This window comes from Myxococcus sp. CA033, assembly GCF_013336625.1.
Classification (GTDB): Bacteria; Myxococcota; Myxococcia; order Myxococcales; family Myxococcaceae; genus Myxococcus; species Myxococcus llanfairpwllgwyngyllgogerychwyrndrobwllllantysiliogogogochensis.
On sequence record NZ_JABUMU010000019.1, the window covers coordinates 143,784 to 165,633 of the forward strand.

Below are 21,850 nucleotides of genomic sequence, written 5' to 3' on the forward strand. Positions count from 1 at the left end.
CCGCCTTGAGTGCTACGCTTCATCGCCGTTGCCCCCGTGTACTTGTTTGTGTCCGGAGCCCGGGGCCTCTGCGGGGAGCGTGTCAGATGAGGCTGCCTTGCGCTGTCGTGTTGTTGCTCGTGTCGCTGCTGACGGGGTGTGCCACGACGCGTGGTGTGCGCTTGGAGACGGGGAGCGGCGAGGTCATCGCATTCACTCCACGCGCCGCTGACTCCGCGCCTGTCGCGTTGGACGAAGACGAGTTCATGCGGGCCATGGGTCTTGAGGGGCGAGGAGTTCGTCTTCCCGTGAAGGCCCAGGAGGCGGCGCGCCGCCTTTTCGAGATGGGTGCGCGAGGAGGTGAGTACCGATTCGATGCGCGCACCCGTCGCGTGACGCCGCTGGAGTCGGGTGCGCACCTGGAGGTGGAGGCCACCGAGACGGAGCGGGCCATGACGCGCGCCTATCTGGAGTGGTGCGAGCGGACAGGGAGGCGTGGCGACTGTCTCCAGGCGTTGGTGGATGGCACGCGGCTGGAAGGGGATGGCCGCTACGCGCTGGCCATGGCGCTCGCGCATGGGGCGGTGCTCGAAGAGATGTTGGAGGCGTTCCAGGACATGGCCGACCCGAGCGCGATGGTGGCGGCGGCGATGTGGACGGGGACGATGTACCTGATTCTCTGGACGGTGCCGGAGCCAGTGAGCAAGGGGCTGGCGGCGGTGATGACGGCGACGCTCATTGCCTACCTGGGCGTGGACACGTTCTGGAGCCTGACGACGGGCTTCACGCGGTTGATGGAGGAGGCGGACCGGGCTCGGACGTTCGATGAGCTGCGGGTGGTTGGCGAGCGGTACGGCAAGGTGATGGGCCGGGATGCGGCGCGAGCCTTCGCGTTGCTCGCGACGGTGGCCATCGGGAACACAGCGGCGGGCTTCGCGGGGAAGGTGCCGATGCTGCCCGGCTCGGCGCAAGCGTCCGTGCAGGCTGCATCCCAGGCGGGAGTCGTCCTGTCGGCCGTGGGGGAAGTGCGGGCCGTGGCGGTGGTGGGCGAGGTCGTCACCCTGGCGGTTGCCGCCGACGCGGTGTCCGCGACGGCGCAGGGGCTGGGTGGAGCGGTCGTGGGCCCGGTGGATGCGAAGGGGCACGACCACCACATCGCCACGGACAAGTGGTGGGAGGCGACCTACAACGACGGGCCCTGGTCGCCCAAGTTTCAAGAAGTCTTCGACCAGGCGGGGATGTCGCTGAACGACCCCGCCAACATCGTGCGGGTCGCTGGGCACAAGGGCCCTCATCCCGAGGAATACCACCAACGGATTCTTGACCGGCTCCAGGGTGCGATGCGGGGGTGCGGAACGATGCTGCGATGCCGCGATGCCCTGACCGAGGAGCTCAAGAGGCTGGCACGGCAGATCGGCACACCAGGTACTCGCTTGAACGCGCTGGTGACTCGGCGAGAATGACGCAAGGTTCATCACGATGCTCAAGAGATACTTCCGGTTGACCGACGACGTTGCCGTGCCAGGGCGCTGGCATCTCCGGAGTCCCACCGATTCGAGCGGGCAGGAAGTGGACCCCTGGCGCTTCACGAATGGGACACCCATTCCCGCGCCGGGCCGTCTGCAACTCCCCGTGGCGCGCGCTGGGAAGGCGCTCGACTTCACCTTGACGGGCCTTGCCATCCCCGTGGTTCACATCCGGGTCGCTTCTGTCTTCCTGGAGCTGGCCCCATCGGCTGTCCAGGTCTTCCCGGTGGAGATAGAGGGGCAGCCCGACCAGTACTGCATCCTGGTCGCAACCCAGACGATACAGTGCATCGACGACAAGGCATCGCGGGAGGTGGAGCTCTGGCTCCCGGAAGATGGACGACCTGAGAAGACCGGGGAGTATCGCGACGTGGATGGGCTGCGAATCAACATCGCGAAAGTCGATGACGCCCATGTGTTTCGTACCTGGGGATGGACCGTTGCGCTCATCGTTTCCGACACCATCAAGGAGGCACTGGAGCGCGGCGGAGCCACCGGAGTGTCGTTCACGGAAGTTTAAGGGCGCCCCCCTCGGCTGGCAGCGGACAGGGGCGGAACATCCCAGCGAGTGCTCCACTCCTCGCTCCGCGCGCGTTCGCGGAAGTGAGTGTCCTCGGGCTGTCTGCGTCACATCGCCAGAGTCGAACCTCTCTCCGGTGCCATGACAGACCATGCACCCGAGGCGAAGGCGACGGAAGGCGTCAGCCCTCCAGTTCCTGGCTTCTTGCAGCGCAAGCTCCACGACTTCGAGAAGCGGATTCAGCGCTGGGAGTCACCGCGACACATCCTCGACGGTCTGTCCCCCGGGCCAGGAGCCATCCTGCTCAACGGCAATGACTATCTCTCCCTCTCGAAACACCCCCGGCTCGCCCAGGCGGCGATGGAGGCCGTGTCCCGGGAAGGGCTGGGCGCGATGATGTCGGGTGTGTTCCAGCGTGGGGAGCACCCTCGGCACACCTTGGAGCAGCGGCTCGCCGCGTTGCTTCGCGCGGAGTCAGGCATCCTGTGCCAGTCCGGTTACTGTGCGAATGTGGGCCTGCTGGAGTGTCTGGCGGACGAGCAGGTGCCTGTCTACATCGACCGGATGGCGCACGTGTCTCTCTGGAGAGGAATCCGGAGCGCTGGCGCCACCGCCGTGCCCTTTCGTCACAACGACGTCGATGACCTGCGACGGCGCATCACGCGCTTGGGCCCCGGTGTCATCGCGGTGGACTCGGTCTACAGCACGAACGGTTCCGTCTGCCCGCTCGCGGACGTGGCGGAGCTCGCCTCACGGCACGGCTGCGTGTTGCTGGTGGATGAATCCCACTCCTTGGGCACGCACGGGCCCCGTGGCGCGGGGATGGTGGTGGGGCAGGGGCTGCTGGAGCACGTCCACTTCCGGACCGCGAGCCTGTCAAAGGCCTTCGTCGGACGTGCTGGCTTCGTCGCCTGCATGCGCGGCTTCGAGCGCTACTTCGAGATGACCTCGGGCCCCGCCGTCTTCAGCTCCGCCGTACTGCCACACGACATCGCGGCGTTGCTGGCGGCGCTGGACCTCATCCGCGACGCGGACGCACGTCGTCAGCGGCTGCACCTGAATGCCGCGTCCCTGCGCGCGCGTCTGGAAGAACTGGGCTACGACCTGGACGGTGGCACGGCGCAGATTCTCGCCCTGCAATCCGGTCTGGAGGCTCGAACACTGCGCCTCAAGGACGCGCTGGAAGCGCGGGGCATCTTCGGCTCGGTGTTCTGCGACCCGGCCACGCCCGTGAAGCACTCGCTCGTGCGCCTCTCCGTTCACAGCGAGCTGAGCCAGGACGACCTCGACCACGTCGTCGACGCGTGCCGGGAAATCCGGGACGAAGTGGGCCTGTCGAGTTGGGCCTCCACCCGGCGCCACGCGGACGTCTCGTCAGCGGCACTCCCAGCGTAGTCAGGGAATGGGTCGGTCCAGGACGGCCTGGTCAAACCACACGTCATCAACCTCGCCATCGGTCAGGAAGCGCCACCCAGGTGGAAGGGCAAGGTAGGGCAACACCAGAGGACACCACTCCTCCAGGTGCTCGACGTGCAGCGCCTGGAAGTAGTCCACATCGGTACTGAGCTCCCCTTCTCCCGCCCAGAAGAACCAGCCGACACCGCCCGGCTGGGTGCTGTACCGCACGCCGTATATCGGCATGGCCCCGGACCGCAGGTTTCGTGCGATGGCCACTCGCGTGCCGGCTGGGATGGGCGAGAACTCGGCCCCTGCTCGATGACAGATGCTCTGCTGTGCTTCGTTCAGCGTCATGGGAGGACGGCGTCGTGAACCTGCGTGATACCCGCACTCATAGGTTCCGACGCGTCGCCGCGCAAGCAAGGGAGCAGGGGACGAACGACGCTCAGAACGCCTCGCCGATGTTCAGATAGAAGCTCGGCTCCGAGCCATAGGCCACATCGAGCCGGATGTTCACCGGGACATCCGAGAGCGGAGCGAAGCGCAATCCCACGCCGCCCGCGGGCTTGATGTCTCCCGTGTCCAGGTCCTTCAGGCTCCGCGCCACTGTCGCCGCCGAAGCGAAGGCCACGCCTCCCAGTCGCCAGAACAGGGGCGCCCGGTATTCCACCTGCGCCCCCAGATGCTGGCGCTCGCGGAACCGCCCCTCCAGATAACCCCGGCTCAGCTCCATGCCGCCCAGCCTCCCCGTGTCATAGAAGGGCGGCTCGCCGTCTCTCAGCTCCACCAGTCCTTGAAACGCGAGCACGTGCCGCTGTCCCCACGGCAGTGACACATAGCGCCGGGCATCCAGGCGCAAGAGTCCGAACGTGTAATCCGAACCCCACGACCCGCTCGCCCGGCGCAGGTTCAGCCGTCCCAGGAAGCCCGTGGTGGGATTCAGCGTGTTGTCCCGCGAGTCATACAGCGCAGTGAGCCCCAACTGGAGCGTGTCTCCGCCCTCGGCGCCCGGCATGTTCCGGACCGCGCCGTCCTCGGCCCGCTTCGTGATTCGCACGTGCTGCGCGCGCAGCGTGGGCCCGACATACAGCCGGGGCGCGATTCGCCACTTCGGACTCAGCTCCAGCTCGAAGAAGACGGGCGTGAAGTCCTCCTCGTCGGCGACTCGTGTGTTCGCCCCCATGCCGTAGAACCGGTCCGGAAAGCGCGCGGCGCTGAGCGTCGCCGTCAGGTTGAGCCGGTCCTCCAGGAAGTACACATCCGGTTGGAGCAGCACGGTGAACTGTCCCCGCACGCTCGCCGCCGCGGCCAGGAGCACCTGGGACTCCCTGCGGCCACTGCCCTCCGGAGGTTGGTACACGAGCGAGCCCGCGCCCCCGAGCAGGAAGCTCGTCTCCGGTTGATACGCGGGCAGGACGAAGGGGACGACGCTGAACTTCCCGCGCCCATCCAGGGGCGCCTGGGGCGGAGTCTCCGGTACGACCTCGGGCGTGGAGGCGAGCAGGACGCCGAGCACTGTCACGAGTGAGAACGGTGTCATGGGACGCTCACACGTTCTCGTCGAGCCAGTCGAACATCCGCTCTTCCGCGATTGCGGTGGAGGCCGCCTGACAGTGCAGGGGCGCGGCGTCGGCCTGGGTGAAGTTCATCAGGTGCTTGGGTCCGCGAAGCGCGTCGTACAGCTTGCGCGACTGCCCCGGCGACACGTCCTCCGCCTCGCCCTCCATGATGAGCACCGGGCAGCGGATGCGCTCGACGATGGCCTCGTTGGTGAACTCCTCCAGCTTGCGGAACAGCTCCGATGGAGTCTTCGCCCCATGCTTCCAGAAGACGTCCTTCAACCAGTAGCTCGCCGTGGGCCAGCGTGAAGCGAGCCCGAGAATCGCCTCGTCGAACGCCTCCGGGTGCGACTTCAATAACGCCAGCGACCCGGGCAGGAAGCGATTGAAGTGCGCGGCATGCGACTCCCACCAGCTCAGCACTCCGGGGTTCGCGATACACAGGGCCAGCCGAGGCTCGAACGCCGCCGCCCGGGGCGCCAGCGCTCCACCAAACGACAAACCCATCAGGAGGATGCGGCGCGGGTCCACGCCGCTGATGCGCTCGGCCGCGTCCACCACGGGGCTCACCGCCTTCTCCCAGTCCGGCCGGAAGCTCAGGCCCTTCTCGCGCAGCGCGCGCCCTTGCCCCGGCCCATGGAACATCAGCACATGGTAGCCCCGCTTTCGCGCCCCCTCCCAGACCCACTTCGTCTCCTCCGGCCACGCATGCAGGCCCTGGTGCAGCAGCAGAACAGGCGCGCTGGGCTTCGCGTGAGGCGAGCGGACGAAGTACGCCGGAAGGCTCGTGCCCTCGTAGGGAATCTCGAGCGGCTGGATGTCGAAGTCGAGCAACGCGTTGGACTTCTCGAACGTGGCCGCCGAGGTCCGCGTGACTTCGAGCAGCCTCGGGTCCGCCGTGTCCGTGTAGTGCATCGTCGCCGCGCGGTAGTAGTTCGCCGCCCGCGCATACGCCTGTCCCGCGCTCAGCCGGTGACCCTTGGACTCCGCGGTGGTGGCGAGCCCATGCACCCGCGTCGCCGTCTGGAGCCACGCCTCGAACCAACTGCGCTCGTCCCCGGGCCGCATCCGCTTGGCCGTCTCCATCACATCCGACACGTCCGCCTGTCCGTGCGTCGCATGCCCCAGGAACCAGAGCAGCTGATTGTCCATCAGCCCGTCCCCCGACAAGCGCAGGTCGTACCAGGCGTCGCTCCGGGGATTCAGGCCGACGACGTCCGTGGACTCGGGCTCCATCAGCCGGCGAGAGCCCGTGGTGACGGCGGCCCCGCCCACGAACAACCCCGTCCCCACCAGCACGCCTCGTCGGGAGAGTCCGCCTGCGCTACTGTCGCGTCCTGGGTTGTTCATGGGATTCAATCTCCGGAATCAATCAGTTGATTGAATCGATAGATTGAATCGGGCTCCGGCGTCAAGCGCGGGGCTCAATGTCCCGTTGTTTCAAGGGTTTGGCGCACATGGGAACCAAGGAGCAGGACGCCCGGGAGCGCATCCTCCGGGCGACCATCGTCTGCCTGGAGCGGGACGGTCTGGACGCCACGGGCATCCGGGAAATCGCGCGTGAGGCGCAGGTGAACAGCGCGGCCATCAGCTACTACTTCCGCAGCAAGGAGAAGCTGATTGCCCAGGCGCTGGAGGCGACGCTGGAGCAGGCCTTCGGCCACGTGCTGGTGGACTTCGACCGGCTGCGCGCCGAGGGGCTGGCAATCCGCGAGGCCTTCGAGACGCTGTTGGAGGACGTCATCGGCAACGTGGGGCGCTACCCGCGAATCGCCCACGCGCACCTCCACGACGCGCTCGTGCATCAGCGCTACGACGGCGCGGCCATCCGGGAGCTCAACGCGTTCCTGGAGGCGCTGTCGGGCAAGCTCGCGCCGGACACCTCTCACCTGACGGAGGAGCGGCGCCGGCTGGCGCTCACGCAAATCTGGTCCTCGGTGTCGCTGATGTCGATGATGCCGCGCGTGTTCGACCAGCTCATCCTCCTGGACTTCCGCACGCTGGAGACGCGGCGCGCGTGGGTGAAACAGTCCTCACGTCTGCTCTTCCCGGCCTGAGCGGAGCGCGTCAAACGCGGCGCGGAGCGTCAACTCCAGTGCAATGGATGATTTCGCGCCCACCTAGATACGTCAGACTGGAAGTCCTGGTGACTGTTCAGCCGTGGGCTGTCTAGCTCCGCGTGGCAATTGATGTTCTGGCTGGTCCGACACTTCTCGAAAGTAGCGATTTCCTCGTCACAACGCACGGGCTCGACTGAGCGGGTGCTCCCAGGGGGGAGTGTCTGTCATTCGTGACTCGCGGGAGGACCGCATGCGTCTCGTGTCGAAGTGGCTAGCCTGTCTCGTGCTGTGTAGCAGCGCGTTGGCGTGGGCACTCCAGCCCGCACAACCCAGCTCATTGGCGAGCCAGGCGTTTTTCAAGCCGGAGCTCTACCTGCCGATCTCCAACATCTCCCTGGAGGACGCCCGCTCGAAGTTGAAGGGCGCGGGGCCGGGCGTCTGGGAGGACTTCTTCGCGCGCAACGGGCGGGACTTCCACGTGTACCTGGACCCGCTGACGGGCTCGCCCACCGCCATCCAGGGCGCCATTCCGCTCATCCCCGGCAAGGGCGTGGGCAACACGGTGAGCCTGTCCACGCTCCAGCAGCAGCTCGGCCGCTCCACGGGGGAGGTGGATGCCGCCGTCGTCGCGGACATCCTCTTCAAGTTCCTCAACGACAACCAGGCCGCGCTGGGCGTGGACCTGTTGCAGTTGGACGAGCCGAAAGTCACGCGAGTCACCGACGTGCTCTGGCACGTGCGGGTGCCGCAGCAGGTGGATGGCATCCCCGTGCGTCACGGCCAGCTGGTGGCCACCATCAACCACGGCAACCTCGTCCTGTTGGGCACCGAGGCGTGGAGCAACGTCACCGCGTCCACGCGGCCCACGCTGAGCCCCGAGCAGGCGCTGACGGCGGGCGGTGAGCGCTTCGGCCTCCTGGAGACGCCGGGCACGCTGTGGCAGGCGCCCACGCTGGAGATGGCCCCGCTGGCTCGCGCGGACGCGGGCTTTGGCGAGGGCTACCGCCACCAGCTCGTCTGGACGTATGGCTTCCAGAACCCCGGGGAGACGGAGCGCTGGAAGGTGACGGTGGACGCACACTCCGGCGAGGTGCTCGCCCTGGAGGATGACAACCACTACCTGGATGCCACCATCAAGGGCGGCATCTACCCGCTGAGCAACACGGAAATCTGCCCGTCCAACACGACGTGCGGGACGATGCAGGTCGACTCGCCGATGCCCTGGGCGAACACGGGCCTTGCCGCGCCCAACAACTTCACGGACAGCGCCGGCGTCCTCAACTACAGCTCCGGCAGCGTCACCACGACGCTGGCCGGCAAATACGTGCGCGTCAGCGACACCTGCGGCTCGCCGAGCACCACCTCGGCCACCGGCAACATCCAGCTGGGTGGCACCAACGGCCAGCATGACTGCGCCACGGGCGGCGGCGGCGCGGGCAACACGCCGGCTTCGCGCTCGGCCTTCTACGAGCTGAACCGCATCGCGGAGCTGGGGCGCGGCTGGCTGCCGGGCAACACATGGCTGCAGGGGCAGCTCACCGCGAACGTCAACATCAACAGCACGTGCAACGCCTTCTGGAACGGCTCCACGGTCAACTTCTACCGCAGCGGCGGAGGCTGCCGGAACACGGGTGAAATCGCCGCCGTGTTCGACCACGAGTGGGGCCACGGCATGGACGACTTCGACTCCGGCGGCGCGCTCTCCAACTCCAGCGAGGCGTACGCGGACATCGCGTCCATCTACCGGCTGCAGGCCTCGTGCGTGGGCTACGGCTTCTTCGCCACCACGGACCTGGGCTGCGGCAAGACGCCGGACGGCACGGGCTACAACCAGAACGAGGCGCAGGCGGGCGGGACGTGGTGCAACGCGCGCTGCTCGGGTGTGCGCGACGCGGACTACCTGGCGCACGTCAACCAGACGCCTGCCACGCCGCAGAACTTCGTGTGCTCGCGCTGCTCCTCCGGGACGGGGCCCTGCGGTCGGCAGGTGCACTGCGCCGCGGCGCCGGTGCGTCAGGCCGCGTGGGACCTGGTCGCTCGCGATTTGCAGGCCGCGCCGTTCAACTACGACTCCAACACCGCCTTCATCATCGGCAACAAGATTTTCTACCAGGGCAGCGGCAACGTGGGCTCGTGGCACGCCTGCAACTGCACGGCGGGCACGTCCGACGGCTGCGGCGCGAGCCATGGCTACATGCAGTGGCTGGCGGCGGATGACGACAACGGCAACCTGAACGACGGCACGCCGCACATGACGGCCATCCACGCGGCCTTCAACCGTCACGGCATCGCCTGCTCCACGCCCGCCCCCACCAACGGCGGCTGCGCGACGGGCCCGAAGACGGCGCCCACCGCGACGGCGAGCCCCAGCGACGGCCAGGTGGCGCTGAGCTGGAACTCGGTGCCCAGCGCGAGCGAGTACTGGGTGATGAAGACGGACGGCTACGCCGGCTGTGACTTCGGCAAGGTGCGCGTCGCCACCGTCTCCGGCACCACGTACACGGATGCCGAGGTCGCCAACGGGCGGCAGTACTGCTACTCCGTCGTCCCCGCCAGCTCCACCGCCTGCTACGGCCCCGCCGCCGCGTGTGTCTGCGCGACGGCCGGAGGCCCCTGCACGCCGCCGGGCACCGCCACGCTCTCCACGCCGGCGGATGGCGCGGCGAACGTCGCGCTGGCCCCCGTGCTCGACTGGGCGGACGTGTCGGGCGCCACCACGTACGAGGTGCAGGTGGCCACGGACGCTGGGTTCGGCACCGTGGTGCGCTCCGCCACCTCGCTCACCAGCAGCACGTGGACGGTGACCCCCGCGCTGACGGCCAACACGCCGTACTTCTGGCGCGTTCGCGCGGTGAGCGGCTGCGGCACCAGCGCGTACAGCACGGCCTTCCGCTTCACCACTGCGGACACCACGTGTCAGCCGGCGGCGGCGCCTACGCTGTCCACCCCGGCCAACGGGGCGGCCAACGTCGCGCTGGCCCCGGCGCTCGACTGGAGCGATGTCACGGGCGCCACCGCGTACGAGGTGCAGGTGGCGTCTGACGCGGGCTTCTCCAACGTGGTGCGTTCGGCCACGGCGCTCACCAGCAGCACCTGGAGCGTCACGCCCGCGCTCACCGCCAACACGCAGTACTTCTGGCGGGCCCGCGCGGTGGATGCCTGTGGCGCTGGCAACTACAGCACCGGCTTCAGCTTCACCACCCAGGCGGGTGGTGGCACCTGCACCTCTCCGGCGCTGGCCACGTATGACGCCTCGCTCGGCACGCCCGCATGCGGGACGGGCTGCGGGTGTGACACCGGCACGCTCGTCAACAGCCGGGGCAGCCAGTTCCTGGCGGCCGAGCCCAACACGCCCAACACGCTCGACGGTTGCCCGGACGGCCCCTTCGGCTTCTACCACTTCGACGAGAGCATCGACCGCGTCGTGCTCAAGAGCGTGGACGGTGGACCCATCACCCCGGGCAAGCAGGTCAAGGTGGACGTGACGGTGTGGTGCTACGACGCCACGGACCGGCTGAACCTGTACACCGCCCCGGTGTCGGGCTTCCCCTTGTGGACGCAGCTCGTCGCCGGCCTGACGTGCACGGGCAGCGGCGCGCGGACGTTCAGCCACACCTTCACGGTGGGCAGCACCGTGGGCCAGCACGCCCTCCGGGCGCAATTCGTGGAGGCCTCCAGCCCGGCGTCGAGCTGCACCTTCGGCCTCTACGACGACAATGACGACGTCGTCTTCGGCGTGGCGGCGGCCGTCGCATCCGGCCCGGCCAGCCCCAAGGCCACCCAGGGACGCACGCGCGCCACGCGCTAATCCCTCCCGTCCAAGGCCGCCAGCCCTGACGCCCCGCGCGCCAGGGCTGGCGGTGTTGTCATTCCCCACCCAGCCCTCCAGGGTCATGCCCTCCAGGGCGAGAGTTCCACCGTCCTTCGTCGCGCCACGGCCAGGTGCGTCACGTCAGGCTTTGGACTGTATGGCTACAGCAGCTGTGTTCAATTGAAGGCAAGGCGGTATGCGGGGGTGTCTGCTTCGTTCCAGGGTCCAGCTAGAATTTCACTTTGCAGGCAATTCAAGCCCTGCTGACCAGGAGCGCGCATGCAACAGCTTCCAGCCCCGGCGTTCATCTTCAATCTCAGCACTGGATATTTCGCCCCACGGTGTCTGCATCTCATCGCGCAGCTGGGAGTCGCGGATGTCCTGGGCAATACACCGATGACCAGCGAGGAGCTGGCGCGGGCGACGGGGGCGCACGCCGACTCGCTCCACCGGATGATGCGGCTGTTGGCGGCGCACGGAGTGTTCGAGCGGCGCGGGGGGGGCTGGGTCCACACCGAGTACTCCGAGCACCTGAAGGCCAGTCACTCCCACTCGTTGAAGTCCCTGGTGCTGATGTTCGGAGACGACATCAACTGGCGCTCGGCTGGAGCGTTGGGCGTGTCCTCGCGGACGGGCCAGACGGCCTGCGAGGCCGTGACGCCGGGCGGGCTCTGGCCCTACCTGCGGGCCCACCCGGAGGACGCCCGTGTCTTCGACGCGGCGATGACGGGCAAGTCGCACATGGCCATCGCGGCGGTGCTCCAGGCGATGGAGTTCCACCGCTACGAGCACATCGCGGACATCGCCGGCGGCCGGGGCCACATCCTGGCGGCGGTGCTCGACGCCACGCCTCGCTCCCAGGGCACGTTGTTCGACCTGCCGGACGTGGTGCAGAACTCCCAGCCGCACCCCCGCATGAAGACGCAGGCGGGAGACTTCTTCGTGGGGCCGCTGCCCCGCGCCGACGCCTACATCCTGAGCAACATCATCCACGACTGGGCGGACCCGCAGGCCATCTCCATCCTCCGCCAGATTCGCCAGGTGGCTCCGCCCCACGCGGAGGTGCTGGTGATGGAGATGATGTTGCCCGAGGGCCCGGAGCTGCACCCGGCCATGGTGATGGACCTGGTCATGCTGTCGCTGGCCGGCGGGCGCGAGCGCACGCAGGTCCAATACGATGCCCTGTTCGCCGAGGGGGGCTTCAAGCTGGACCGCATCATCCCCACCCACAGCCCCTACTCCATCCTGGTGGGCAAGGTGGCCTGAACCTAAACCCGCTATTTCGTTGAAGATGTTACTGGGTAACAAGAGTGGGGCGGGAGGTCCGCGTGCGGGGTGCGCGGACCGCTCGCGGAATCGGGCTAGGCTTGGCGGCTCCTTCCCCTCGGGAGCCGCACCATGATTCGGAGCCTCTGCGTCCTGTGTCTGATGGTCTGCCTCACCTCGGCGTGCTCGGGCGACTCACCCGGGGATGAGGGGCCCGACCTCCAGGCGGACGCGGGACCGACGGATGGTGGCTCCACGCAGGGGGATGGTGGCGTCGCCGGTGCGTGCGAGCCCTTTGGCCGCTTCGGTGCGCCCGGCACCACGCTCACGCTGCCCGGGCCTTCCGCGAACGGAGAGATGTACATCCCGGATGTGCAGGCCCGCTTCCCGTCCACGAACTGGAGCACGCTGGACCGGCTCTACATCCCCGCGGGGAACTACACGCTCATCAACCTGGGCAACCTGCCCCACCGTCAGGCGAGCCGCCCGCTGGTCATCACCAACACGGGGGGCCAGGTGGTCATCCGCCCCAATCCAGGGTCCTCGCAGGGCTACATCTGGGCCATGAGTGGCGGCTCGAACTGGGTGCTCACCGGCCGCTATGACGCGGACTCGGGCACGGGCCACGCGGACTTTCCGGGGCACCGCTGTGGCGCATATGCGACGTCGCGGGAGCGCTACGGCATCCTCAGCGACGACATCTTCCTGGGCGACGGCCACATGGGGCTGGGCATCGGTGGGGCGCACAGCTTCGAGCTGGAGTATCTGGAAATCACCCGCGCGGGCTTCGCGGGCCTGCGCATCCTCCGCGAGAAGAACAGCGACGGCACGGTGTCGCCGCTCAACGACATCAAACTGCACGACCTCTACATCCACGACACCGCCAGCGAGGCCATCTACTTCGGCTCCACGCAGGGCGCGCCCACGCCGCTGGGCTCCAACCTGAAGGTCTACAACAACCGGCTGGTGCGCACCGGGACGGAGTCCCTCCAGATTCAGAACCTGGGCGACGGCACGGAGGTCCACCACAACGTGTTCGCCTACGGCGCCATCGACTGGCGCGCGGCCTTCGCGAACTACCAGGACAACAACTCCCAGGCCCAGGTGCGCGGCGGCACCATCCGCTTCCACCACAACGTCTTCGTGGGCGGCGCCGGCGCGCTGCTCAACTTCTTCGCGCAGCCGGAGACTGGAGACGTGCCGCTCAACGTCGAGTTCACCGACAACTACTTCGCGGACACGCTGTCGCTGGGCATCTGGTTCGGCGGCACGGTCGGCGCGGGGGCCCGGTTCAACTGGGAGCGCAATGCCTTCCGGGGGCTCGAGTTCGGCTACCAGGGCGTCTACCCGACCGCCACGGACCCGGGCGTCGTGCTCAGCAAGGCGGGGACGATTACCGCCCCCATCACCCTGAAGGAGAACCGCTGGGAGGGCAGCCGCCGGTTCATCTCCGGCCTGACGGGTGGCAGCGGGACGGTGGGCTCGGTGACGGCCACCGGCAACGTGAATGGGGCCGTCACCGCGCTGACGTTCGTCGACACGGGCCTTCCGGCTGGCACCACGACGCGCCAGTTGGAGCGCTGGACGGACAAGGCCACCCTGGCGCCCGGCTCACCCGAGATGACGTACGCGGCGGGCGCGCTGGTGATGCATGACGGGCAGCTGTACCGGGCGCGTGTCCAGAACACCAACAAGCCCCCGCCGGCCAACTCCGCGCAGTGGGAGCACCTGCCCGTGCCCGTGGATGACCTGCGCACCGCGCCCGGCACCGAGTGGGCCCAGCGTGGCGTGGGCCTCCTGGACGTCGCGCCGTAGGGTGAAACGAACCATCCGGGCGGAATCAGATACCTCCGCTCGGATGGTTGCCGTGGAAGTTTTCAGCAATGGCTGACATGTGCTGTTGAGACTTCTGTTTTTCTCAACGTGTCTCTCCCATCTTTTCCCATTTCCTGAGATAGCGGGGCTCGATAGCGAGGCGGCATCGCCGAGCTGCTCTTCGGGAGATTGGAATGACATTGAAGGTCTTCAGTCAGGGTGTTTCACGGTGGTTTGTATCAGTCTCAGTGCTGACGTTGGGGGCCTGCGGGCCGCTGGAGTCCGAGTCCGCGCCGAGCAGTTCGGAGGAGGCTCCGGCGTCGGTGGGGGCCGCGCGGCAGGCGGTGTCCTCGGTGAGCCACCGGGCGAGCACGACGGCCTGGGGCAAGACTGTCACCTCGCTGACGCTCACCAAGCCGGCGGGAACCGTCGCGGGTGACGTGCTGCTGGTGCGCCTCAGCAACCGCAACAACGTGGCGGCGGTGGCGACGGCGCCCGCGGGCTGGACATTCCTTCGCTCGGACCAGAGCGCGTCGCAGATAAAGGCGTGGGTCTTCTACAAGGTCGCCGGGGCTTCGGAGCCGGCGAGCTACGCGTTCACCTTCGACGCCGCCTACTACGTCGCCGGCAGCATCTCCGCGTTCTCCGGCGCGAACCCCACCAACCCCATCGACGCGCAGAGCGGCCAGAAGAACGGCAACCTGGCGACCATGGACAGCCCGGCCATCACCACGACCTCGGCGAACGGGCTGGCGGTGTGGTTCGGCTCGCAGCTGTGGGCGGGCGCCACGTGCCCCGTTGACCCGTTGACGCCTCCCACGGGGTTCACCGAGGCCTTCGAGGCGTGCCTGCAGTCCTCGGACCGGGGCATCCTCTTCGACATGGCGTGGAAGGAGCTGGGGGCGGCGGGCGTGCAGCCCGCGTTCAACGGCGTGTCGACGCTGCCCAACACCAACATCGCGCAGGTCGTCGCGCTCCGGGCCGCGGACGCGCCCACGTGCACCGTGGGTGACACCTTCGCCACGACGTGGACGCTGATGGGCAACGTGTCCGCGCCGCTCATCGTCGAGCCGTCGGGCCTGGCCGCCAGCCGCGTCACCCCGGGCGCCATCTACGTCCACAACGAGGACGTCAACGACATCGTCGCCATCAGCACCACCACCGCGGCCACGCTGGGCTCCTTCAAGGTGGCGGGCGTGACGCCGCAGGACTGGGAAGACGTGGCCACCGGGCCGTGCCCCACGGGCTTCTGCATCTACATGGGAGACATTGGCCGCTCGAGCGCGAGCCTGCCCATCCCTCCGAACACGTTCTACGTCTACCGCATCCCCGAGCCGAACATCGGCGCGGGCCAGACGAGCGGGGATTTGACGGCGCAGCAGTTCCCCTTCGTGTACCCGGATGGCGGCAAGGACGCCGAGGCCATCATGGTCCACCCCGTCACCGCGGACATCTACATCATCACCAAGTCCGGCTCGGGGTTGAGCAAGGTGTACAAGATGCCCAATCCGTTGCCGGCGCCGGGTGTGCAGTCCACGCTCATCTTCGTGTCCAACCTCCAGCTGCCCGTGGTTCCGGACCAGCCGAACTGGTCCTACACCACGTCCGCGGCCATCCACCCGTGCTCCAACCGCTTCATCCTGCGCACGTACAAGACCGTGTATGAGTTCCGCGCGGCGCCGGGAGCGGCCTTCGAGACGGCCTTCGCGGCGGCGCCCGTCACCCTCACGGACACCGTGGAAGGGCAGGGCGAGGCCATCGAGTACGACCCGAGCGGCGCGAGCTATTACACGATGAGCGAGAGCCCCTCGCCCTTCAAGCTCAAGCGCGTCCTGCGTCAGTAGCGGGTTGAACCCAGGTGTCCCCGGAGCGTGCTTCGTCCGGGGACACTCGGGGCGGCAGTCGACGAGGTCAGGGGGCCCTGCGCACCTGGCTCACGAGCCAGTTCTGCGCGTCGGAGCGGCTCCAGAAGATGTCCCAGCCACTGTGTCCACCCGTCGGATTCACGGTGACCTGGAACTCTCCCGTGTAGCCCGGGCAGGCGCGGACGCGCGGCTGGACGCCATCCCAGGGGTTGGTCCAGTTCCACGCGCCGAACGTGCCGTCGTCCTCGTTGCCCGCGGCCCAGATGGGGAAGGCCTCCATCAAGCAGATGGGCGACGTGAACGGCGGAAAGTACGCCTGAGGCATGGCGCCGGCATACGTGCTCCGGTACGTGGCAATCTGGTCATTCACGCCCGCGGCGCCGGACGACAGGCCCGTCATCGTCACGCGCTCCGGGTCGGCGCCGTAGAGGGTGATGGCCTCCAGCACCAGTGCGTGGACGCCGGGGGCGTGCCACCAGGTGTCGATGGCCTCTTTGATCTTCGGTCCGTTGGGCGCGACGACGATGCCTGGGAAGGTGTCGACCAACGCCTTGCCTGGGATGAGCTGTCGGATGAAGCCCTCCGGGTTGCTCCCCACCTGCGTGTGGTTCTCGTCCAACGTGGTGCCGCCCCGGCCGTGCAGGGAGAGCACGAGCGGGTACTTCTTGCCGGGCACGGTGCCGTAGTCCTTGGGCAGGAAGACGGCCGAGTCGTAGCTGTTGCCCCGAGACCAGACGTGGAGCTTGCCCGCGCGAGGGTCCGCGGAGGGGGTCGCCGGCTGCACCGTGACGCTCACCGTGTCCGAGCCCGTGGCTCCGCCGTTGTCCGTGGCGGTGAGCCTGAACACATAGGCTCCTTGCGAGAGGCCACTGGCGCTCGGGGACTGCGCGGTGGGTGATGACAGCGTGGCCGTCGTCGGGCCGGAGACCTGCGTCCAGGCGTAACCGGTGACGGTGCCGTCCGAGTCGCTGGCCGAGCCCTGGAGCTGCGCGGTGCTGACGGGCAGGGTGATGGAGACGTCATTGCCCGCGAAGGCGGACGGAGGCTGGTTGCCCTGCAGGGCGCCGAAGACCAGGAACTCGCGCACGCGGCAGTAGTTGTCGTCCGCTCCCAGCTTGCACTGCACTCGCAGATAACGCGCGTCCAGGGGCTGGGTGAAGGTGAAGGTCCGGCCCGGCAGGGTGTTGCCGGTGATGGAGCCTCCTGGCACCAACTGGTAGTCGGCGGTGTTGCTCGCCCGGTAGAGGATGTCGAAGTCCACCATCCGGCCAAACGTGTCGTCCTTGCCGAAGTAGAGGGTGAGGCTGTCCACGCGGTGCAGCGCCTGGAGGTCCACCTCCAACCACTCCGGATTCGAGGGCAGCGGATTGACGCCCGAGCACCAGCGGTCATCCGGGCTGTTGAAGACGCCGTTGAACGCCTTGGCGTGCCCGAAGGTGTCGGGATAACCGATGGGATGTACGGACGACGCGGAGGCCGGCTTGCCGAGCGCCACGTTGGTGGACTGCGCGAGGGCGGCGGGGGACAGGGGAAGCAAGAGGACACACAGCGCTGTGGCGAGACTCCGGGGGTGCCAGGGCATGCGGACGCCTTTCGGGGGTGGGGGAACAGATGTGATGCGAGGGCAGAAGCAGGCGTGATGCCGGAAGGCACCTCCACCCGCTTCCGCCCCGTCGTGAAGCTCAGGGCGTCTGGCGCACCTGGCTCACGAGCCAGTTCTGCGCGTCGGAGCGGCTCCAGAATTCATCCCAGCCGCTGTGCGTGGTTCCCGGCATCACGGTGACCTGGAATTCGCCGGTGTAGCCGGGGCACTGCCGGACCTGGGTCAGCAGGCCGTCGGTGGGGTTGGTCCACTTCCAGGCGTTGAACGTCCCATCGCCCACGTTGCCCGCCGCCCAGAGGGGGAAGTCCTCGAGGATGCAGACCGGGTTGGCCAGGGGCGTGGTGTAGGCCACCGGCATGCCGCCGGCGTAGGTGCTCCGGTACGAGAGCATCTGCTCATTCACACCCCCGCCGCCGAAGGAGAGGCCCGTCATCGTCACGCGGTCCGGGTCGATGTTGTAGAGACTGATGGCCTGCAGCACCAGGGTGTGGGTGCGGGCCGAGTCCCACCAGGTGTCATGGGCCCCCCCGATGTTGGGCCCATTGGGCGCGATGACGACGGCGGGGTAGGTGTTGACGACGGGCTTGCCGGGGATGAGCTGCCGGATGAATCCCTCCGGGTTGCCGAGCACCTGGGTGTGGTTCGCGGTGAGAGTGGTGCCGCCCCGGCCGTGCAGCGAGAGGACCAGGGGATACTTCTTCGCTGGAAGCGCGCCGTACTCGATGGGGAGGAAGACGGCGGTGTCGTAGATGCCGCCGCGAGACCAGACGTGAAGCTTGCCCGCGCGCGGGTCCACCGGCGCGGTGCTCGGATGCACCGTGACGCTCACGGTGTCGGATGAGGTGGAGCCGCCGTTGTCGGTGGCGGTGAAGCGGAAGATGTACGTCCCGCTCGTCAGCCCGCTGGCGCTCACAGTCGACGTTGTTGCTCCCGTCAGCGTGGCCGGCGTGGGGCCGAAGACCTGCTGCCAGAGGTAACTGGCGATGGTGCCATCGCCATCAGTGGCCGTTCCCGGGAGTTGCACCGTGCTGACTGGCAGGACGACGGCCGTGTCGTGGCCCGCGAAGGCGGTGGGCGGCTGGTTGGCGAGGCGGACACCCAGCACCTCCAGTTCCCGCACCCGGCACAGGCCGTCGCCTGATGCGCGCTTGCACAGGAGGCGCACGTAGCGCGTCTCCACGGGTTGGGCGAGTTGGAACGTCCAGGTGGGCAGCGTGTTGTTGGTGACGGAGGCGCCGGCAATGGGCTGGAAGCTGTCCGTGGCGGCGAACCGATGCTGGACGTCGAAGTCGAGCATCTGCAGTCCCACCGTGGTGTCTCGGCCGGAGTGCAGCCTGAGCCCGTCGATGCGATGCACCGCCTGGAGGTCCACCTCCAGCCACTCCGGGGTCGACGCCGCGGGCGGCGTGGCGGAGGCCCACCGGTCCTCGGTGTTGAGGATGCCGTTGAACGCCTTGGCATGCCCATACAGCAAGGGGGCTCCATTGGCATGCACCGAGGACGCCGAAGAGGCCTTTCCTTGCGCGACATTCGCCGACTGCGCCCATGCGGGCAGGGCGAGCAGGGACAGGACCGCGGCGAGGAGACGTCGGGGTTTCCAGGTCATGGGAGGCCTTTCGGGAAAGGACTCACATGATTGGGTTGGTTGAACGCGGTGTTAAGGGGAATCTCCAATGCCTTGTTTTTGCAAGAGATTGATGTGCCACTTTGTTGCAAATGTACCCACGGGGCATAAGCCTGGAGCTCAGGCGTTGAAGCCGCCGTCCACGTCGAGGGTAGCGCCGGTGACGAAAGAGGCCTGCGGGCTGGCGAGGAATGCGACGGCGGCGGCGATCTCCTCGGGCTGGCCGTAGCGTCCGAGCGCGGTGCCGGCGCGCTGCACCGGGGCGCTGGCGCCGGTGGCGGGATTCATGTCGGTGTCGATGGGGCCGGGCTGGATGAGATTGACGGTGATGCCTCGGGGGCCCAGGTCGCGAGCCCAGCCTCGGGTGTACGCGGCGATGGCGGCCTTGGTGGCGGCGTAGTCTCCGAGCCCCGCGAAGGGCGTGTGGCTGGCGATGCCGGAGCCGATGGAGATGATGCGCCCGCCTTCGCGCAGCAGGGGCACGGCGGAGCGGACGGCGGCGACGACCCCGTGGACGTTGACGGAGAACTGGTGCTCGAGCGCCTCGAGGTCGCTGGCGGGGTCTCCGACGACGGCGGTGTGGAAGATGCCCGCGTTGTTGACGAGCACGTCGAGGCGGCCGAAGCGCCGCGCGACCTCGTTGACCAGGGCCTCCACCTGCTGGGGTGAGGCCTGGTCGGCCTTCAACGCTGCGGCGCGGACTCCCCGTGTCTTCAGCTCCTCGACGAGCGCCTGGGCCTTTGTCTCGGAGGAGGCGTAGCTGATGGCGACGTCCGCGCCTTCATCCGCCAGGGCCCGGGCGATGGCCGCGCCCAGGCCGCGCGAGCCACCGGTGATGAGGGCCACCCTGCCTTCGAGGTTCTTGCGTGTCTTCGTCATGGCGTGTCTCCGGTGTGGGGTTTCGATGAGGCAAGGGTAGGGGCCTCGCCTCGCGGGAGAAACGCCGGGCCTGGGACAGGACTGTTTCCATTCGAGTAATAATCGCCGGAGCCCGGGACTTCCCTTCGGGCCGCTTCGAGGACGACTCCATGGATCAGCTCACCGCGATGCGGGTGTTCGCCCGCGTGGTCGAGGCCGGCACCTTCACCCGGGCCGCGGACACGTTGAAGATGCCCAAGCCCTCGGTGACGAAGCTGGTCCAGGGGCTGGAGGAGCACCTTCAAGTCAAGCTGCTCCAGCGCACCACCCGCCGCGTGACGGTGACGCCCGAGGGCGCGGCGTACTACGAGCGCACGGCGAGGCTCCTGGCGGACCTGGAGGACATCGAAGCGGACGTGTCGAACGCGCGGACGCGTCCTCGGGGACGGCTGCGGGTGGACGCGGGGTCCTCGGTGTCCAACTTCCTGCTCATCCCCGCGCTGCCGGCGTTCCGGGCGAAGTACCCGGACATCCAGTTGGAGCTGGGGGTGAGTGACCGCTCGGTGGACCTGGTGGGCGACGGCGTGGACTGCGTGATTCGCGGAGGTGTGCTGCCGGACCAGTCGCTGGTGGCGCGGCGCATCGGAGAGCTGGAGTTCCTGTCGTGCGCCACGCCCGAGTACCTGAAGCGCAAGGGCAAGCCCGTGCATCCCTCGGACCTCCAGGAGGGCCACGACATCGTGAGCTACTTCTCCACGAGGACGGGACGGCTCGTGCCGTTGTCCTTCATCCCACGGGAAGGCGAGCGCATCGATGTGATGGGGCGCTCCAGCGTGGCCGTCAACGAGAGCACCGCGCACTTGTCGGCGGTGCTGGCGGGGCTGGGCGTGACGCAGCTTCCCGCCTTCGTGGCCCGGCCTCATCTGGACAGCGGGGCGCTGGTTCAAATCCTGGGTGAGTGGCAGGGGCCGCCGTTCCCTCTCTTCATCGTCTATCCGCAGAACCGGCACGTGAGCGCCAAGCTCCGCGCGTTCGTGGACTGGGCGGTGGAGCTGTTCGCGCCGTTCAGGCCTCGGCGTGAGGTCACGGAGCTCGCGGCCCGGCGGTGAAGAAGGACCGGTGCGGCGCCCTTTATCGACGGGAGGCAGAGCGCTTCGTCGAGGCGTAGGGCGCTCTGTCCTGTCGCTATCAGCTCAAGGCGATTCCTGGAGGGCGTCGTGCTGGACCTCAGGCGTCATCGCCGGGCTGGACGTCAGGCGTCAGCGCCTGGCTGGCGTCTTCCGCGTTGAGGACTTCTTCGCCGCGGGCTTTCGCGTGGACGGCTTCTTCGCCGCTGGCTTTCGCGCGGAAGGCTTCTTCGCCGCGCTCTTCTTCGCCACCGTCTTCCTCGTGGAGGTCTTCTTCGCCGCGCTCTTCGTCACCGCCGTCTTCCGCGTGGAGGTCTTCTTCGCGGAGGCGGAATTCGCCGCGACCTTCGTCGTGGTCGCCGAGGCTTCGCCGGTCAGGGCCTTCGTCCATCGCTGGATGTAGTCAGCGCGAGTCGTCGCGTCGGGGAGTCCTTCCGCATGCAGGGCGACGGTGTGGCCGCGTGCCGCGGGGAGGACACGGAGCTGCGCGGTCCTCGGTCGTGGCCAGTCGATGCGATTCAGTCGGATGCGGAGCAGGGTTGGAGGCCTCGCCCGAATCACGACGACGTCCGTCCCGTCCTTGAGGGTGGTCAGGTCTCCCTCCTTGAACGAGGCCCGTGCGGGTGAGAGCCATCGCCCCAGGCCTTTCGCCTCCGCCCAGTTCCGCCACGCCTCTTCGGCCGTCATGTCGAAGGTGTGTCGGGCTCCGGCCCCATACGTCCCATCCGCTGCAAGTCCGGTCGGCATTTGCTTCCTCCTGGGGTGCTGACCATGGAGAGGGCAGCGCGTCCAGGCAACCACGAACTGGCGACACGTCTCCGCACAGCCCGCGTCCGCCA

16 protein-coding genes are annotated in these 21,850 nt (G+C 68.0%); 9 read left to right on the plus strand and 7 right to left on the minus strand.

What is annotated here, in order from left to right; genetic code table 11:
* Positions 1 to 86 precede the first annotated feature (86 nt).
* The 3 genes from HUA78_RS33115 to cqsA all read left to right on the plus strand — a co-directional run bounded on the left by HUA78_RS33115 (position 87) and on the right by cqsA (position 3,420).
* Positions 87 to 1,442, plus strand: coding sequence for an AHH domain-containing protein (locus HUA78_RS33115; RefSeq protein ID WP_174457763.1), 1,356 nt, complete (start codon positions 87 to 89; stop codon positions 1,440 to 1,442).
* Between the two features lie 16 nt (positions 1,443 to 1,458).
* A complete protein-coding gene (locus HUA78_RS33120) occupies positions 1,459 to 2,025 on the plus strand; it encodes an imm11 family protein (RefSeq protein ID WP_174457762.1) in 567 nt (188 codons plus the stop codon).
* Positions 2,026 to 2,166: 141 nt separating this feature from the next.
* A complete protein-coding gene (gene cqsA, locus HUA78_RS33125; protein ID WP_174457761.1) occupies positions 2,167 to 3,420 on the plus strand; it encodes an alpha-hydroxyketone-type quorum-sensing autoinducer synthase in 1,254 nt (417 codons plus the stop codon).
* Here the strand turns inward: cqsA and HUA78_RS33130 are convergent, their stop codons facing one another.
* The 3 genes from HUA78_RS33130 to HUA78_RS33140 all read right to left on the minus strand — a co-directional run bounded on the left by HUA78_RS33130 (position 3,421) and on the right by HUA78_RS33140 (position 6,332).
* Entirely contained in the window at positions 3,421 to 3,777 is a 357-nt protein-coding gene (locus HUA78_RS33130; RefSeq protein ID WP_174457760.1) for a hypothetical protein, read from the minus strand.
* A gap of 91 nt (positions 3,778 to 3,868) precedes the next feature.
* Positions 3,869 to 4,963 (minus strand): BamA/TamA family outer membrane protein, encoded by a 1,095-nt coding sequence (locus HUA78_RS33135; protein ID WP_174477965.1) that lies wholly within the window; start codon positions 4,961 to 4,963, stop codon positions 3,869 to 3,871.
* A 7-nt stretch (positions 4,964 to 4,970) separates the two neighbouring features.
* Positions 4,971 to 6,332, minus strand: a complete 1,362-nt coding sequence (locus tag HUA78_RS33140) for a S9 family peptidase (protein WP_174463979.1) — start codon at positions 6,330 to 6,332, stop codon at positions 4,971 to 4,973.
* Between the two features lie 107 nt (positions 6,333 to 6,439).
* On the opposite strand from HUA78_RS33140, the gene HUA78_RS33145 reads away from it, so the two are divergent.
* The 5 genes from HUA78_RS33145 to HUA78_RS33165 all read left to right on the plus strand — a co-directional run bounded on the left by HUA78_RS33145 (position 6,440) and on the right by HUA78_RS33165 (position 15,778).
* Complete coding sequence (locus HUA78_RS33145; protein ID WP_174463980.1) at positions 6,440 to 7,039, plus strand: TetR/AcrR family transcriptional regulator; 600 nt, start codon at positions 6,440 to 6,442, stop codon at positions 7,037 to 7,039.
* Between the two features lie 253 nt (positions 7,040 to 7,292).
* Positions 7,293 to 10,850 (plus strand): PepSY domain-containing protein, encoded by a 3,558-nt coding sequence (locus HUA78_RS33150; RefSeq protein ID WP_174477966.1) that lies wholly within the window; start codon positions 7,293 to 7,295, stop codon positions 10,848 to 10,850.
* Positions 10,851 to 11,132: 282 nt separating this feature from the next.
* Entirely contained in the window at positions 11,133 to 12,119 is a 987-nt protein-coding gene (locus tag HUA78_RS33155; RefSeq protein WP_174477967.1) for a methyltransferase, read from the plus strand.
* Between the two features lie 132 nt (positions 12,120 to 12,251).
* The gene (locus tag HUA78_RS33160; protein ID WP_174477968.1) at positions 12,252 to 13,934 is read left to right on the plus strand and encodes a carbohydrate-binding protein; all 1,683 of its coding nucleotides are present in this window, start codon (positions 12,252 to 12,254) and stop codon (positions 13,932 to 13,934) included.
* Positions 13,935 to 14,128: 194 nt separating this feature from the next.
* Positions 14,129 to 15,778 carry a cell wall anchor protein gene (locus HUA78_RS33165; RefSeq protein ID WP_254624024.1) on the plus strand — a complete coding sequence of 550 codons (1,650 nt, stop codon included), beginning with the start codon at positions 14,129 to 14,131 and terminating at the stop codon, positions 15,776 to 15,778.
* 67 nt (positions 15,779 to 15,845) lie between these two features.
* Here the strand turns inward: HUA78_RS33165 and HUA78_RS33170 are convergent, their stop codons facing one another.
* The 3 genes from HUA78_RS33170 to HUA78_RS33180 all read right to left on the minus strand — a co-directional run bounded on the left by HUA78_RS33170 (position 15,846) and on the right by HUA78_RS33180 (position 19,905).
* Complete coding sequence (locus HUA78_RS33170; protein WP_254624025.1) at positions 15,846 to 17,336, minus strand: discoidin domain-containing protein; 1,491 nt, start codon at positions 17,334 to 17,336, stop codon at positions 15,846 to 15,848.
* Between the two features lie 145 nt (positions 17,337 to 17,481).
* Entirely contained in the window at positions 17,482 to 19,008 is a 1,527-nt protein-coding gene (locus HUA78_RS33175; RefSeq protein WP_174463985.1) for a discoidin domain-containing protein, read from the minus strand.
* A 138-nt stretch (positions 19,009 to 19,146) separates the two neighbouring features.
* Entirely contained in the window at positions 19,147 to 19,905 is a 759-nt protein-coding gene (locus HUA78_RS33180; protein ID WP_141642507.1) for an SDR family NAD(P)-dependent oxidoreductase, read from the minus strand.
* A gap of 149 nt (positions 19,906 to 20,054) precedes the next feature.
* Here HUA78_RS33180 and HUA78_RS33185 point away from each other — a divergent pair, with 149 nt between their 5' ends.
* On the plus strand, positions 20,055 to 20,993 hold the full coding sequence (locus HUA78_RS33185) for a LysR family transcriptional regulator (RefSeq protein ID WP_141642506.1): 939 nt from the start codon (positions 20,055 to 20,057) through the stop codon (positions 20,991 to 20,993).
* A 150-nt stretch (positions 20,994 to 21,143) separates the two neighbouring features.
* Here the strand turns inward: HUA78_RS33185 and HUA78_RS33190 are convergent, their stop codons facing one another.
* Complete coding sequence (locus HUA78_RS33190; RefSeq protein WP_174477970.1) at positions 21,144 to 21,758, minus strand: hypothetical protein; 615 nt, start codon at positions 21,756 to 21,758, stop codon at positions 21,144 to 21,146.
* Positions 21,759 to 21,850 lie beyond the last annotated feature (92 nt).